The 15,123-nt window shown below is 40.4% G+C and carries 14 protein-coding genes; 8 read left to right on the top strand and 6 right to left on the bottom strand.

The genetic code is table 11. The annotated features are described in order from the left end of the window. Window positions 1-34: 34 nt before the first annotated feature. Complete coding sequence (locus tag VF06_RS07875) at window positions 35-2,176, bottom strand: sensor histidine kinase (RefSeq protein WP_099067018.1); 2,142 nt, start codon at window positions 2,174-2,176, stop codon at window positions 35-37. Window positions 2,177-2,606: 430 nt separating this feature from the next. On the opposite strand from VF06_RS07875, the gene VF06_RS07870 reads away from it, so the two are divergent. The 3 genes from VF06_RS07870 to VF06_RS07860 all read left to right on the top strand — a co-directional run bounded on the left by VF06_RS07870 (window position 2,607) and on the right by VF06_RS07860 (window position 5,588). Beyond that, complete coding sequence (locus VF06_RS07870) at window positions 2,607-3,428, top strand: RibD family protein (RefSeq protein WP_099067019.1); 822 nt, start codon at window positions 2,607-2,609, stop codon at window positions 3,426-3,428. A 194-nt stretch (window positions 3,429-3,622) separates the two neighbouring features. Beyond that, the gene (locus VF06_RS07865; protein WP_099067020.1) at window positions 3,623-4,807 is read left to right on the top strand and encodes a GNAT family N-acetyltransferase; all 1,185 of its coding nucleotides are present in this window, start codon (window positions 3,623-3,625) and stop codon (window positions 4,805-4,807) included. Between the two features lie 391 nt (window positions 4,808-5,198). Next, entirely contained in the window at window positions 5,199-5,588 is a 390-nt protein-coding gene (locus VF06_RS07860; protein ID WP_099067021.1) for a DUF4346 domain-containing protein, read from the top strand. A 364-nt stretch (window positions 5,589-5,952) separates the two neighbouring features. On the opposite strand, the gene psb32 is transcribed toward VF06_RS07860, so the two are convergent. Beyond that, the gene (psb32, locus tag VF06_RS07855) at window positions 5,953-6,696 is read right to left on the bottom strand and encodes a photosystem II repair protein Psb32 (protein WP_099067022.1); all 744 of its coding nucleotides are present in this window, start codon (window positions 6,694-6,696) and stop codon (window positions 5,953-5,955) included. A gap of 542 nt (window positions 6,697-7,238) precedes the next feature. Between psb32 and surE the strand changes: the two genes are divergently transcribed. Further along, a complete protein-coding gene (surE, locus tag VF06_RS07845) occupies window positions 7,239-7,919 on the top strand; it encodes a 5'/3'-nucleotidase SurE (RefSeq protein ID WP_099067024.1) in 681 nt (226 codons plus the stop codon). Window positions 7,920-7,952: 33 nt separating this feature from the next. On the opposite strand, the gene VF06_RS07840 is transcribed toward surE, so the two are convergent. Continuing rightward, window positions 7,953-8,252: a hypothetical protein gene (locus tag VF06_RS07840; protein WP_099067025.1), complete on the bottom strand. Its 300-nt coding sequence runs from the start codon at window positions 8,250-8,252 to the stop codon at window positions 7,953-7,955. A gap of 709 nt (window positions 8,253-8,961) precedes the next feature. After that, window positions 8,962-9,636 (bottom strand): HupE/UreJ family protein, encoded by a 675-nt coding sequence (locus VF06_RS07835; RefSeq protein WP_099067026.1) that lies wholly within the window; start codon window positions 9,634-9,636, stop codon window positions 8,962-8,964. Between the two features lie 369 nt (window positions 9,637-10,005). Between VF06_RS07835 and tpiA the strand changes: the two genes are divergently transcribed. Next, complete coding sequence (tpiA, locus tag VF06_RS07825; RefSeq protein ID WP_099067027.1) at window positions 10,006-10,737, top strand: triose-phosphate isomerase; 732 nt, start codon at window positions 10,006-10,008, stop codon at window positions 10,735-10,737. Between the two features lie 132 nt (window positions 10,738-10,869). Then, the gene (gene folP, locus VF06_RS07820) at window positions 10,870-11,730 is read left to right on the top strand and encodes a dihydropteroate synthase (RefSeq protein ID WP_099067028.1); all 861 of its coding nucleotides are present in this window, start codon (window positions 10,870-10,872) and stop codon (window positions 11,728-11,730) included. A 139-nt stretch (window positions 11,731-11,869) separates the two neighbouring features. Here the strand turns inward: folP and VF06_RS07815 are convergent, their stop codons facing one another. Beyond that, window positions 11,870-12,712 carry an SPFH domain-containing protein gene (locus VF06_RS07815; RefSeq protein ID WP_099067029.1) on the bottom strand — a complete coding sequence of 281 codons (843 nt, stop codon included), beginning with the start codon at window positions 12,710-12,712 and terminating at the stop codon, window positions 11,870-11,872. A 385-nt stretch (window positions 12,713-13,097) separates the two neighbouring features. Between VF06_RS07815 and VF06_RS07810 the strand changes: the two genes are divergently transcribed. Then, complete coding sequence (locus tag VF06_RS07810; RefSeq protein ID WP_099067030.1) at window positions 13,098-13,439, top strand: hypothetical protein; 342 nt, start codon at window positions 13,098-13,100, stop codon at window positions 13,437-13,439. A gap of 379 nt (window positions 13,440-13,818) precedes the next feature. Continuing rightward, window positions 13,819-13,998: a 30S ribosomal protein S21 gene (gene rpsU / locus VF06_RS07805; protein ID WP_008226419.1), complete on the top strand. Its 180-nt coding sequence runs from the start codon at window positions 13,819-13,821 to the stop codon at window positions 13,996-13,998. Between the two features lie 390 nt (window positions 13,999-14,388). Here rpsU and pth read toward each other — a convergent pair whose 3' ends face one another. After that, a complete protein-coding gene (gene pth, locus VF06_RS07800) occupies window positions 14,389-15,030 on the bottom strand; it encodes an aminoacyl-tRNA hydrolase (protein WP_099067069.1) in 642 nt (213 codons plus the stop codon). Window positions 15,031-15,123 lie beyond the last annotated feature (93 nt).

The following is a 15,123-nucleotide window of genomic DNA, read 5'->3' as shown; positions in this document are numbered from 1 at the left end:
GAGCCTGTCGAAGTATCCAAAATCTAAAATTGTCTCACCTTTGAGAAGTCCCATTTGCATAAACCCCTCCTTTTGGGAGACTGAGCAGGATAGTTTGCTGGGGTGAAAGACTAATTTGATAAATCTCTTTACCAGGTAGCTGCTGAAGGTTTGGGGAGTTATTTTTGTTTGTCTGTACTTTCTGGGTTTTGCTGCTCCCCACTGCTACAACTCTTTCTGACTCCTGTGGATGAGGTTGACGGCCTACCTTTACCCCCTCGTTTCCAGAGGAAAATCCAATATCGCCTGCATTTCCTTGTTTGTGAGAAATAGGTAACAGAGAAATATCAATCAAAGGTAAGGTAATCTTGACTGTTGTACCTTGATGAAGTCCCACACTTTCAAGAGTGATGGTACCTCCCATGAGTTCGATTAAGTTACGTGAAATTGCTAGCCCCAGTCCAGTACCTTCATACTGACGTGTGGTTACGCCATTCACCATTACAAAGGGGCGAAATAATTTGTGCTGTTGTGCGGGATCGATACCTATACCTGTATCTTTAACAAACACTACTGCTTGAGATTTACCATTACTATATTCAATGTCTGTAGTGATGGTAATGCTTCCACTGTCAGTGAATTTGGTGGCGTTACCGATAACATTAATTAACACCTGCTTGAGTTTTACTGCATCTGCGTTAATTGGTATCGGTTCAGTACCTAACTCACATTTCAATTGCAAGCCTTTTTGTTGAACATTAACTGATTGTAAGTTAATCACCTCTAGTAATAATTGTCGTAAGTCAAGAGGTGCTGTAACTACTGAAAGTTTCCCCGCTTCAATTTTAGAAATATCGAGTAAATCATTAATAATTCCTAGCAGGTGAATTGCTGTTTCATCTGCACGTTTGAGAAACTCTAGTTCTTCTTCTCGGTCATCACATAAACCATCTGCAACCAAGCGAATACAGTTAATAATAATATTCAATGGGTTTCTCAATTCGTGGGAAGTTGTAGCCAAAAACTGACTTTTAACTTGGTTAGCGCTTTTTGCTTCTTTCCAAGCGGTTTCTAGTTCTTCTGACCCAGCTTTTAGCCGTTGCACCATTTGGTCTAGTGCTTGAGCTAGTTGGTCAAATTCTCGGATTTTGAAGTTGCGAGGAACTGGTTGTGCAGCGTGGTGAGAGTGAATATTGAGAGCGTAATCTCGTAATTCTTCTACAGGACTTGCCAAGTAAGGAGCTAGATATAAAGATGCTAATAAACTTGCACCTATTAAACCAACTGTTAAAACAATGAGGATGAGTTTGATTTCTTCTAAACCAAAAAGGGCATTATCAACTGTGGTGACAGCTAAAATTATCCATTTTTGCTGTTGTTGTTGACTGAGTGGATTAGGGATCGCTGTATAGCCAGCTACTAATTCTTGTTCTTTGTCTTGTTCCTTAAATGATAAATTTATGGAATCGTTGCGTCCAGCAATTGCATTTTTGATTATGCTTTTGAGTTGGGAAGCATTTGAATGCTGTTCGATATTAGTTCCTACCCAACCTGTTAATGGATGCGCCAAAATTGTACCATCTTCGGCAATCACTACCATTGCACCTGTAAGCGATCCCGGCCGATTTTTGGTTTGTTGATAGAGTCTTGATTTAATACTTAAACTGTAAACTAAATTTGTTCGGCGATCGCTAACTGGTGCAGATAAGACTAATTGCAGCTGATTTTGACTGTTTCTTTTACCAGTCATTCCTGATTTTGGCGGAAAGACTGCTTTAACATCAACTCCGTCATTAGGCAAAGGAAATTTTAATTCTCCAATTACTTCATCGCCGCAATCACTGGCAATTATTTTCTGATTGACGACTTCTGTTAATTGGACGCACTCAATACTTGCTGGGAGTCGTTGCCTTAGTTGCTTGAGAATTTCTTCCTCTTCATTTATGGGCAAGTTTGAGGGAATTACTGTGGTTTTACTGACACTGAGCAAATGCGCTTTTAATAGAGTGATGGCATCTACAGTTTTCTCAGCTTTACTAATAGCGCTTTCTGTTAAATTCTGACGGGCAGTTGCCAATAGGCTAGTACGTGCTTTATTCAAAGCCACAATTTCACCTACAAGCAAAACTGGGACGAATAAAAGCAATATTCTCGTTACTAAAATTCGGCGAAAGGATGATTGGCGGGAATTAGTCATCGACTGTCTCACTTTGCATCTGCAAACCGTAAAAGCAAAGATATGCAACTTAGATCGGCTAAATGAGACATTTCATCATGTTATCATAACTTTATTTTCAATGTTTAAAAATAACAAATTGTTATAGTTGAAAAAGAAACCTAGTATACCAAAAGTTATATACGGTGGATTTAAAAACGATTTATGTTGCATATGAATACAGTAGTTAAACTTCATTCAAGTTGAGAAGAGGAGTTTTTCAAAAGTGAACAGCGAACGGGAAACCAAGAACGAGAAAGAGTCTACAATTGGGAGATAAAACTTGATTTTGAAAAAAATTCAGGGTTTCAAAGTAGACGCGGTTTAAATAGTGAAATAGTAGTTTGTAGGGAGGAATTTTTTTCCACCTACACACTTTAAAGCAAAACACGAAAATTGTGAAAGTAATTGAATGCTGCAACATCGTCCTCATACTACAGTTGTTTTAGCGATGAGTGCAGATGGCAAGATAGCAGATTATAGGCGATCGCCTGCTCGGTTTGGTTCAAGGGCTGATAAAGCGCACTTAGAAAAACAAATCGCTGCCTCTGATGCCGTTTTATTCGGTGCTGGTACTCTAAGTGCCTACGGAACAACACTTACAATATCAGATCCGAACTTATTGCAATGTCGGGCACAAGGGGTTAAACCCCTCCAGCCAATTCATATAGTGATTACACATTCTGGAAACCTCAATCCGGAAATTAGCTTTTTTAAGCAACCAGTTCAACGCTGGTTATTGACGACGATGGCGGGAGCAGCTTCCTGGAATCAATGCGAAAATACACTTACAGACCACTTGCCTGAACTGAAGAAAGAGGAAAATGGCACTGGTTCCCCAGAAGGGTGGCACTTACAAGAACTCTCAAAACCACGGCAAAATGGCATCTCCCAAACCTCAGCAAAGGAGTATACTCCAAAATTTGAGCGGATTCTGGTTTTTGAAACACCAACGGGAGAAATTGATATTTCCACAGCTTTGAAGCATCTAGCCACTCTACATATAACACGCTTAGTGGTTTTAGGTGGCGGTCAATTGGTAGCTTCCTTACTGCAATTAGATTTAATCGATGAATTATGGTTGACTGTTTGTCCATTGATTTTAGGCGGTACTGACGCACCCACACCGGTAGACGGACAAGGATTTTTATCTGATTTAGCTCCCAAATTGCAGCTTATAGAAGTTAATACAGTCGAGCAAGAAGTATTTTTGCACTATCGCCTGCAACGATGAGCTTTCTTAGATTAGGCTAATTAAGGAATTGGGTATGGGGAATGGGGCATGGGGTATGGGGAGATGGGGAGATCGGGGAGACAAGGGACAAAGATTGCTACCTTGTCCTCCTTGTCCCCCTTCCCTTGTCCTCTTCTCATACCCAATGCCCCATACCCAATGCCCCATGCCCTACTCTCTTAACAACTGACACAATGGTGGAACAACTCAAACCCCGCTATTCTGTTCTTTGGACGGACAAAATCGCCGAAGTACCGCAAGATGCCTGGAATGCTTTGGCTGTACCACTCAAAACACCATTTTTAGAGTGGGAGTGGCTGAATAATCTTGAAACTTCCCACAGTGCTACACCTAAAACTGGTTGGTTGCCCAATCATTTGACGTTGTGGCGAGACAGAACACTGATTGCTGCGGCCCCTCTTTATCTCAAAGGACATAGTTCTGGTGAGTTTGTCTTCGATCATCAATGGGCAGAGTTAAGCGATCGCATTGGCATACGCTATTATCCCAAACTGCTGGGAATGACACCATTTACCCCCGCTGAGGGTTATCGGTTTTTAATTGCCCCAGGAGAAGATGAAGAAGAAATTACAGCGATAATTGTGCATGAAATTGACACTTTCTGCGCTAAAAATCGCATCTCTGGTTGTCATTTTCTCTTTGTCGATCCCCAATGGCGGCCGATGTTAGAACGGCATGGTTTTACGAGTTGGTTGCACCACAGCTTCATTTGGGAAAATTCTGGTTTTAAAACTTTTGATGACTATTTGCAAGTATTTAATGCTAATCAACGTCGCAATATCAAACGCGAACGGAAAGCTGTGGAAAAAGCAGGTTTACGATTGCAACCATTAACTGGGGATCGCATTCCTTCATCTTGCTTTCGTTTGATGTATGAGTTTTATACAGACACCTGTGATAAATTTGGCTGGTGGGGTAGCAAATACCTGACACAGAGGTTTTTTGAACAACTAGAGACTGATTATCGCCATCGAGTTTTGTTTTTTGCCGCATATAGCGAAGAAGATAATTCTTATCCTTTAGGAATGTCCTTTTGTTTGTTTAAAGAAGACAAACTCTATGGCAGGTATTGGGGAAGTTTTCAAGAAATAGATTGTCTGCATTTTGATGCTTGTTATTATGCACCGATTGAGTGGGCGATCGCTAACAACATCCAAATTTTTGACCCTGGCGCTGGTGGACGCCATAAAAAACGGCGTGGCTTCCCCGCCATGCCCAATCACAGTCTGCACCGCTTTTACAATAATCGTTTAGGACAAATTCTCCGCCCCTATATTAAAGAAGTAAATCAACTCGAACAACAGGAGATTGAGGCGATTAATGCAGAGTTGCCATTTAGTAATCGTGGAGATTCCTAAACATCGAAAACTCAGTATATGGGAATTTTTTTGATGTTGATTGTTGATGGTTGACAGTTAACCGTAAACAGTAGACCTCTTGCAAAAGTGTTTTTTGCAAGAGTTGGGAAAAGGGAAAAGGTTAAAGGGGAAGGGGACAATACAAAACCTTTACCCTTTCCCCCTGCCCCTTATCCCCAGAGGGGGCCCCACCTTCCCCTTTTCCCGACTTATGCAAGAAGTCTAGTCAACACTAAACAGTCAACTAACTTAACAGGTAACCATGCAATTTAAAAGCCCAATAGTTTATTCTTCCCTATTCCCTACTCCCCATTTACAACTCAGAGGGTAAACAAAGAATTACACTTGAGATAGAGTGTAAAAACTCTTAAGAAAAAATTTGCCTTTGATAATGCTCACAGATTTAATGGTTAAAGATTTAGCAGCAATTGACGATCGACTTTCTCAGCGTCATATTGACCTCGATCCCGGTGGATATTTCATCATTTACTTGGATAGAGACGCAGAGTTAATTTATGCCAAGCATTTTACAAATGTTATTGATGAACGCGGTTTAGCAGTCGATCCAGAAACAGGAAAGGTAATTCCTGCACGAGAAAAGGTAGAACGAACTCACACCACAGTTTTTAGTGGCAGAACAGCCAAAGAACTTTGCGTAAAAATCTTTGAAGAAACTCAGCCTTCCCCAGTCACTCAATTAAATCATGCAGCTTATTTAGGCCGAGAATTTGTCCGGGCTGAAGTCGCTTTAATTACAGAACAAGAATATGTTCAAGATTAATAAGAGTGAAAAGTGAGGAGTTAGGAGTTAGGAGTTATGAGTTAAGAGTTAGGAGTTAGGAGTTAGAAGTTAGGAGTTAGAAGTTAGAAGTGAGGAGTTATGAGTGAGGAGTTAGAAGTTATGAATTAGAAGTTATTAGTGAGAAGGGAAGAGTTATGAGTGAGAAATAAGGAATTATGAGTTAGAAGTTAACAATTAGGAATTAGATGTTAAAACTTAGAAATTCACGACTGCTAACTTCAAATTCTAAACTCCTAACTCCTAACTCCAAACTCCAAACTCTTAACTCTTAACTCTTAACTTTTAACTCCAAACTCTTAACTCCAAACTCCAAACTCCAAACTCCAAACTCCAAACTTTGCCATTACCCATCAGATGATGGCTGATTGATTTGGTAGATATAGTAAGTGGCCATTGGAATAACGGTGGCGGCAATTAATAATCCTATTACCCAAGCTGTAGCACTACCTTGGACAGCTTTAGTTTCTTCTGCGTCCTTGAAAGTACCTTCTACCTGAACATTTTCAGCGATTTGGGGAGGCCCTGGATCTGGTTTGCCTGAAAGGATGGCGACGAGGCGATCGCTAGCATCAATAAAGGCTTGGTTGTATTTATTACCTTTACGTAGTGGCGTACTTAGAGTTTCATTAGCTACACTCTCGGTAATGGAGTCTGTGAGCAATGATTTAACGCCATCGCCAGTAATAATAGCGGTATTGTTGGTCGCTGTATCAAGAACCAATAAAGTTTGATTTGCTTGGGCTTCTTTTGTGGGAAACCATTTTTCAAACAGTTCTTTAGTAAAGCTTTCGGCTGTTTCGCCGTAGTCAAAGTGGCGAATGGTAACGATTCTCACTTCTTTACCAGTTTGCTTTGCCAAATCCTGCAAAGCGCTGCTAATCTTACCTTCGTTCAGACGACTGATGACTTCACCTTGATCTAAAACCCAGGTGTCATTTCCTGATGTCAGATTCGGTATTTGATAGACACCCGTGGCTAAAGCGGGTGCGGTAAACAGCGACGCTGACAAAATAACCGTCACTATTGGTAAGATCAGCCGAATGAAATGTTTTTTATTGGTAAATAATTGCTTGATGAGCTGTTTCATCGTATTAACTCTAAGACGGGCTTGCACCAAAAATACTATAGAACCGCTGTAAAAATCATCTAGTTCTGAGTATTCTGCAATAGAATGTTTCTGCTACTACTGGCAGATATATATTTTACAGGATTTTTTATTGTACAAATTTTCTATGAGTGGGCTATCAGTATTAACTTTGACCTAACACACTCGCTACTTGCAAGAAACACCGCCCTTGTGGGAGTTAACCCAAATGCTGAGGGCGGAATTTGCAAACCATCTAGAAATTGTATCGTATTCTGAATATTTTTGGTAGAATCAGCAAGATTTTTTTAGTATCCACAACTAAAGCCTTCTACGTCTTGCCCGATGCCAACGATAAATAGACCTCTTGCAATCAATTGCTTTTTGCACTCTTGTGGTCAAAGGGATACATCTTTATTGGGGAAAAGCGAAAATACCAAACCTTTCCCCCTTTCCCCTGCCCCTTTTCCCCAGAGGGGGCCCTTCCCCTTTTCCCTACTTCTCTTAGAAGTCTAATATTTACGCCAAGCTACTTAAATAAATATATGACTATAATTCTCACTAATGATGATGGTATTGACGCTCCTGGTATCCGAGCCTTGGTAAAAGCTGTCAACGGCAAAAATGCTATTATTGCGGCTCCTGTAAATCATCTGTCTGGCTGTGGACATCAAGTCACTACGACTAGTGCCATCAACCTGCAACGACGTTCTGAAACTGAGTATGCCATCGCTGGCACTCCTGCTGATTGTGTGAGGATTGCTATAACACAAATTACGCCAGATGTCAAATTTGTACTTTCAGGTATTAACGCTGGTGGTAATCTAGGAGTCGATGTCTACATATCCGGTACGGTTGCTGCTGTGCGAGAAGCTGCAATGCACGGTATTCCGGGAATTGCCATTTCTCATTATCGCAAAGCAAAGCAAAACTTCGATTGGGATTTGGCTGCTAAATTCACAACTCAAGTGTTAGCAGATTTACTCAACCGTCCCCTGGAACCTGGATGTTTTTGGAATGTCAATTTGCCACATTTACAACCGGGAGAACCAGATCCTAAGATGGTGTTTTGCCAACCCTGTATCAAACCTTTGCCCGTCAATTATCGCATTGAGGGTAATGATTTTTATTATGTAGGAGAGTATGGCAAACGCGATCGCACTCCTGGTAGTGATGTCGATGTATGTTTTTCTGGCAATATCGCCGTCACTCAATTGAGAGTTTGATATATATCCGAACTTCTTTTTACTTTTATATTGTTAACCAGCATCTCCTTGAATTAAATACATAAATCTATCTAGAGTATGTGTTAGTTCGTTGAGTTTTTGCAGCGAATTTTGCTGAGATTCGGCGAGAGTTTGTACTGCGTCGCATAAAGCAACAATTTGATAGCCTTGTTGTTGCACCTGCTGTCCTTGTGCTTCAAGTTGTGTGCTGACAGTCTCCAATCTTTCTGCGAGACGTTCGATTGTCTCAGTGGTAGAAAGTACTGCTTCTCCAATTTGTTCCACAATAGATTCCAAACGATTTATTTTTACTTCAATTCCTGTTGCAATCATTTGTTTAACACCTTAATTTTGAGACAGCATATTAGTCAAATTCCTAATTTCAATTGAAATAAATAATTTCAGTACAAACATGAGATTAAGATTATCATTTCGATAATATGTGTGATTTTGTTGTTTGATGCATCTATCTAATGTTGTGTTTAAGTACTTATACAATTAAGTTGAAGTAATTATACATTTGTTGTTTAATTTTTCGTCAAACAATAGCTAAAAGGCGATAAATTAGGTTGTTCTCAGTGCTAATTATCAGTTTAGAGAATTGCAATTTACCTTTCATCTTTCAGTATAGAATCAGATAAGGTTGCTCAGAATATTAATTTTATTCCTTTTATTTATGCTGATAACCATTGCTGGCAAAATCAATTAGTCTAAATTTTCTTTAGTCAAAAGGCTATGCACTTCCAAGACAAATATGTATGGCGGTTGAAGCATAGTTTAAGACATAAACCGATCCTAAAACCCAGATACTCAGGGAACTGCAAAAAATAAATAATTCCGGTTAAAGCGTTGACAGTTCAAAGTTAACAGTCAACAGTCTTCTATAGAATATTTTTTTTACTTTAAAGTCCCCAAGAGACTTTAAAGCGCTATATGTATTCGCCAATGAAGTTTGAGTAATACTACAAACAGGCTATGAGGACACACAGTTAGCTATGCGTCCCTAGCAATGACTGTATTGTATTGAACTAAAAGACTTGATTTAGATAATTGAATTGCTCAAAAACACCATTGCGATCGCACACAAACAAAAGCCAGCAATACTAATTTTCCAAGGTACAATTCGGTTGATTTCCCCCATACCCATCGCACTACCAATTTCTCTAACGCTCATGGTAACTGCAAACTGAGTTAAGGCAATACCTAATATATAGGGAATTACAGGTATTATTCCTGACACAGTAATAGATTGTTCGTGAATGTAACCCTGCAAGAAACCAACACTAATACTCACCAAAGCAAGTAACATAAAGTTTACTTGATTTGCGTTGATGAGCATTGTACCTAAGAAAATAGTAGAAATACCTATGGCTATTTCTATTCCTGGTAAATTTATCTGCAATAAATGAATTATAATCCCCAAAATTACTGCTAAGACAAAATATCCAACTATCAAAGCGCCACGAACAAATATAGATGACAGTAAGCCAATAGTAATAATACCAACTAAGCACTTTGAGTTAATGACTGGATCTGCTATTCCCCAGATGGAACCTTCCCAATAGTTAGAAATGGCTCGAACAGTAGGCGTTCCAGTCAAGGAACTTAGCAAGCTAATTAAAATCAGAGCTGCCATCGCTGCAATATGGCGATCGGCTAATTTCAAGGTATAAAATTCCGGTTTAACACGGAATTCTGATAATTTAGTTTTGAACATAGCTATATGGAAAATCAGGTTTTTCGGTAATTTATACTACCCACCTACTTTTAAAAACTAACGTGATAATAACGATAAATCATCTTAACTTTATAAAGTTGTGTAAAGTTTCAGTGGTGGTGACAATATATGGCTAATTAATGTATTAATAATTACAGCTAAACCTCTCCACCGTCCTACAAACCCACTGTTAAAAGAGTTGGGCAAATTCTTAGATACTGAAAAATCATTCGGTAAGCCGGTCAAGCTTGTCAAAAAGCGTGTAGCAATAAAAGCAGTCAAGCTTTTGTTTAAAATGCTGATTGCATCCCAAAAAGTTCTAGACTGAAAAATGCATCTAGTAGCGTTAGGATCTTGACGAAATTACCCGTGCGAAAAATAGTTATTGCCGGTAACTGGAAAATGTACAAAACCCAGGCAGAGTCCGAAGAGTTTTTACAAGGATTTCTGCCCCACCTACAGGAAACGCCTGAAGAACGTGAAGTACTGTTGTGCCCTCCTTTCACTAATCTCAGCGTTTTGTCTAGGAATTTACATGGTAGTCGCGTACAACTGGGGGCGCAAAATGTCCATTGGGAAGAATATGGAGCCTACACTGGTGAAATTTCTCCCCCGATGCTGATAGAAATTGGCGTGCGCTTTGTGATTGTCGGTCATAGCGAACGACGCCAATACTTTGGTGAAACGGACGCCACTGTTAATCTGCGTCTGCGAACAGCTCAAAGGTTTGGTTTAACCCCGATTCTTTGTGTTGGCGAAACCAAAGAACAACGAGATAACAAAGAAACCGAATCACTGATTAGTCTCCAACTCGACAAAGGCTTGGTAGATATCGATCAGGACAATTTGGTGATAGCCTATGAACCGATTTGGGCAATTGGCACTGGTGATACTTGTGAAGCTGTAGAAGCTAATCGCATAATTGGCTTAATTCGTAGCCAATTGAACAATCCCAATGTATCAATTCAATATGGCGGCTCAGTCAAGCCAAATAATATTGATGAAATCATGGCTCAACCAGAAATTGATGGCGTTTTAGTGGGAGGAGCAAGTCTCGAAGCCGAGAGTTTCGCTCGGATTGTTAACTATAAGTCAGTCTGATGTGCCTTTTATCCTTCCCATGCTATCTGCATGGGAAAGGCTAATATCAAAGCCAGCCTTCGCTGCGATTTTTAACTTTATTAAGTGAAATATTCTGAATTCTGACTTGTGAGTTCTGAGTTCTGATTTTTTATGCCAAGTAATTTGATAATTCGAGAACGCTGTTTTGAGTGGGGACAGCGGACTTATTTGATGGGCATTTTGAATGTCACCCCTGATAGCTTTAGCGATGGGGGCGAGTTTAACACTACCTCTGCGGCTTTAGTCCAGGCGCAAGCATTGGTGGCTGCTGGTGCTGACATCATCGATGTGGGTGGTCAATCAACTCGACCAGGGGCAAAGCAAATAACTCTCGAAGAAGAACTCCACCGCGTGCTATCTGTATTAGAGGTAGTCAGACCGTCCATTTCAGTACCGATTTCTGTGGATACTACCCGTGGGGCTGTGGCTAGGGCTTCTGTAGAAGCTGGGGCAGATATGATTAATGATATTTCTGGGGGTAGCTTTGATTCGGAAATGTTGCCAACAGTAGCCGATTTAGGCGTCCCGATTATCTTAATGCACATCCGAGGAACGCCACAAACCATGCAACAGATGACTGATTATCAGGATTTGATGGCAGAGATTTTGAGTTTTTTGCAAAAGCAAATTGCGGCTGCAACTGCTGTGGGAATCGATGCAAATAAAGTGATTATCGATCCTGGTATTGGTTTTGCGAAGAATTATGAGCAAAATTTAGAAATTTTTCAGCGATTGCCATCGCTGTGGGCATTAGACTGTCCTATTTTAATAGGAGCGTCTCGTAAAAGCTTTATTGGTAAGATTCTCAATCAACCAGATCCCAAAGCGCGAGTTTGGGGAACCGCAGCAGCTTGTTGTGCTGCGATCGCAAATGGAGCTGATATCCTCCGGGTTCACGATGTCCAACAAATGCGCGATGTTTCTTTGGTAGCTGATGCAATATTCCGACGAACCGCACAAGGTGACTGTTAACAAATACAGGGAGTGGGGAGTAGGGAATAGCAAAAGAAAACACCGCCAATCAAGTTGCTCTTTGGAAATTCCAAATCAAAAATATTCCACTGTTGGCAGTCAACAGTCAACAATTAACACTCAGCAACTCCCACTTCCCTTAAGTAGTTCCGTTTTCTGATTTTTGGGGGCGATCTTCGTTATTCACTGACTCAGCAATTAACTCCTGAAACATCTCTGTGGAGTTAGCCGGATCGACAAAGACAATTTTGGCATTATTGCTCTCGCCTAGTTGTTGGCTGGCTTTGACGTAATCTTGAGCCACCAGATACCGCAGAATTTCCTTACTTTCTGGATTAGAACGTAAGGCTTTAGCAATGATTTCTACTGAAGTCATAGTTCCTTCTGCTTTGCGAATGGCGGCTTCTTTTTGTCCTTCCGCTTCCGTAATTAGTGCCCGTTTTTTGATTTCAGCAGCTTGCTCATCTTCCCTAGATTTACGTACACTCTCAGGTAAAGTAATTCTTTGAAGATCTAACCGCAGAATTTGTACTCCCCAATCTGCTGTGATTTCATTCAACTGATTTAAGATAGCTGTATCCATCTCCGCTCTAGAGACGTTGGTTTGCTCAAGGGTGTTTTGAGCAATGATTTCTCGCAACGTGGTTGTGGCCAGCTGCACCAATGCTCCTTGGAGATCTTCAATAGCGTAAAAGCTTTTCTCAATATCTATAATCCGCCAGTATACAATCGCATCTACTTCTACGTAAATATTATCTTTGGTAATTACATTTTGGGGCTTGATGTCGATATATTGCTCTCGCGTGGTATCTTCCATGACAATTTGATCCACCAAGGGAACAATAAAGTTTAGCCCTGGTTTAAGTTTGCGATGATACCGTCCCAGGCGTTCCACTAAAGCTTCACTACCTTGATTAATCAGTTTGGCAGAACCTAAGGCATAACCTATAAGGGCTAGGACTATAGCAATGATTGGCTCCATATATGCTCCTATTTAGCTGTTTGGGAGAATTTAGTGTCAAGGATATGCTACTAGCTTGTCATACCTTTGAGTTAAATGTTTTGAGTCTGTAATTTTATGAACATCACCAGCAATATCTAATATCGAGTTGCTTGGTGTCTTGTATGTATGAAACTTTTGCGGAATGCGATCGCTATTAAAGCACCTCGATCGCACCCTGGCAAGAAGTACTTTCTGTAATCAGCTTTACTTACACCAGCACCTCCACACAGCCGAAACAATCTAAGTAAATATACGTGAACAAAAATTAAAATAATTTTACGTAAATTTTATTACTAATTTCAAAACTCCAGTATGAGTCCGAATAAAATTAGGTTCAGCCACATAAAAATCATATACAAATACTATGGGCAGACTGTGGATCAAACTTATAGGTTTAATATTACTTTTTACAGGATTATATTTTTTTACTCAAAACATCATATTTGTGGCAGGTTACTATTCTTTTTCCCGGAGCTTACCTGCTACAGCCTCAGTTTTAGCAATGATGGCTGGTACTTTTACACTAGTGTTTTTTCACAGAGAAGCTAGCAATTTGGGATGGATATTGTTAGGCGTTGGTGTAGTGCTAGTTTTCTTGAGTGGTGGAGTAATTTTTAGATCCACTAGCTTATGGAATTTATTAGTTGCTTTCACTGCATTAGCAGTGGGATATAAATTATTTAATGAAGGCAGAATTCACTTTTAAATACTACTCAGGCTGGGAGTTGGAAGTGAGAGTATTCTCTTTGAGGGCAACTGAGTATCAAAATCCAGAATCCAGAAGTCAAAATTAACAAGGCTTTAGTCCCCAAACTTCACGATTAAATTAAAACAAAAAAGTTATGCTCAGGGACTTGCAAGTAAAAATTCCATTGCTACTGTCAACTGTGAACCGTCAACACTCAACAGTCAATAGTTAACACTCAACAATCAACCACCTGAATTAGATTAAACTTGTAGCTAAATGTTAATTTCAGTTCTCAACCAGGAGAACAGCCTCCTAATCATAGCTTTGTTCAGGGGGTTTTACTAAGGTTGAGGCTACTATTACAATGGAAACTATTGATTATGAGGACAAGGCAAGAATGACCCAGGTTGTTCTAGGAGAGAACGAAGGAATAGATTCAGCTTTACGTCGATTTAAACGCCAGGTATCCAAAGCTGGCATATTGGCTGACGTAAAATATCATCGGCACTTTGAAACACCGTTGGAAAAACGCAAACGTAAGGCAGTGGCAGCTAGACGCAAAAGACGTTTTAAATAAACCTATTTGCTTTGGTACTGACGTTGCTTGAGGTAATAACCTACAACAGGCAACGGCACCATCGCCATTATTCTTACAAAAATTAAGATGTACCTCACCGATTTGTTTCGGTGTCGATGAGTCAGTTTACTTATACACAGAGTGTATAGGAGCTTTATATTGGTTGGATGGAGCAAGCTAAAATTGCTGCCCATCAACCAAAATAAGCAGCCTGGGAGATGGGAGGGGATGAGGGGGATGAGGTTCGACTTCTCTACGAGACGCTACGCGAACTTGTACTGAGCGGAGTCGAAGTACGCTCACCAACCGGGAGATGAGGGAGACAAGGAAGACAAGGGAGATAAATCCTGATTTTCCAGTCATCAGTCATCAGTCATCAGTCACCAGTCATCAAGACTCAGAGTTACTAATAGTACGACTATTACAAACATTCATCGCTTTTTCTACTCCCTGTTTTAGGGTTAGTTCTACACAATCAACCACGAACTGAAGTACGAGAGACATCAGTTGATTTTCGCTAGCAGAAAATCGCCCTAGTACATGGGAGATAGTATCCGAATCATCTTTATTAGCTGCATCTTTGGGTTTACCAATACCGATTCGCAAACGGGGAAAATTTTGAGTGTTCAGATGTGCGATCGCACTTTTCATTCCATTATGTCCCCCAGCAGAACCAGACAAGCGCAAACGAGTCTTTCCCAAAGGTAAATCCATATCGTCATAAATTATCAACACCGACTCAGGCGGTAATTTATACCAACTCGTCACTGATTGTATAGCTTGTCCCGAACGATTCATATAAGTCAAGGGCTTGAGCAAGCGAATTTTTCCTCCACCTGGTGCCATACCCTCACCGTACTCTCCTTGAAACTTGCGATTTTCTGCTAAGGTAATGCCCCAAGCACTACAGAGAGCTTCCACAGCAGCAAAGCCAATATTATGGCGTGTTTGGTCATATTTGCTTTCTGGATTCCCCAACCCGACAATTAGCTGGGGAATCACCAAAGCTGGTTGCGTAACAGCTTCTGTCATTTTGGTACAATCAATCAATTTTAGGGGCATGGGGCATAGGGCATGGGGCATGGGGAGATGAGGAGACTGGGGAGCTGGGGAGAAAATCTTCCC

Origin of the sequence: Nostoc linckia z4 (assembly GCF_002608075.1) — a bacterium.
Lineage (GTDB): Bacteria > Cyanobacteriota > Cyanobacteriia > Cyanobacteriales > Nostocaceae > Nostoc > Nostoc linckia.
This window is presented reverse-complemented; position numbering and strand designations above follow the sequence as displayed.

Coding starts and splice junctions, on each gene's coding strand:
- VF06_RS07870 (WP_099067019.1), top strand. CDS start 2,607: ATGCTGCAACATCGTCCTCATACTACAGTTGTTTTAGCGATGAGTGCA.
- psb32 (WP_099067022.1), bottom strand. CDS start 6,696: ATGAAACAGCTCATCAAGCAATTATTTACCAATAAAAAACATTTCATT.
- VF06_RS07815 (WP_099067029.1), bottom strand. CDS start 12,712: ATGGAGCCAATCATTGCTATAGTCCTAGCCCTTATAGGTTATGCCTTA.
- folP (WP_099067028.1), top strand. CDS start 10,870: ATGCCAAGTAATTTGATAATTCGAGAACGCTGTTTTGAGTGGGGACAG.
- VF06_RS07810 (WP_099067030.1), top strand. CDS start 13,098: ATGGGCAGACTGTGGATCAAACTTATAGGTTTAATATTACTTTTTACA.
- VF06_RS07835 (WP_099067026.1), bottom strand. CDS start 9,636: ATGTTCAAAACTAAATTATCAGAATTCCGTGTTAAACCGGAATTTTAT.
- VF06_RS07860 (WP_099067021.1), top strand. CDS start 5,199: ATGCTCACAGATTTAATGGTTAAAGATTTAGCAGCAATTGACGATCGA.
- rpsU (WP_008226419.1), top strand. CDS start 13,819: ATGACCCAGGTTGTTCTAGGAGAGAACGAAGGAATAGATTCAGCTTTA.
- VF06_RS07865 (WP_099067020.1), top strand. CDS start 3,623: ATGGTGGAACAACTCAAACCCCGCTATTCTGTTCTTTGGACGGACAAA.
- VF06_RS07840 (WP_099067025.1), bottom strand. CDS start 8,252: ATGATTGCAACAGGAATTGAAGTAAAAATAAATCGTTTGGAATCTATT.
- VF06_RS07875 (WP_099067018.1), bottom strand. CDS start 2,176: ATGACTAATTCCCGCCAATCATCCTTTCGCCGAATTTTAGTAACGAGA.
- surE (WP_099067024.1), top strand. CDS start 7,239: ATGACTATAATTCTCACTAATGATGATGGTATTGACGCTCCTGGTATC.
- pth (WP_099067069.1), bottom strand. CDS start 15,030: ATGACAGAAGCTGTTACGCAACCAGCTTTGGTGATTCCCCAGCTAATT.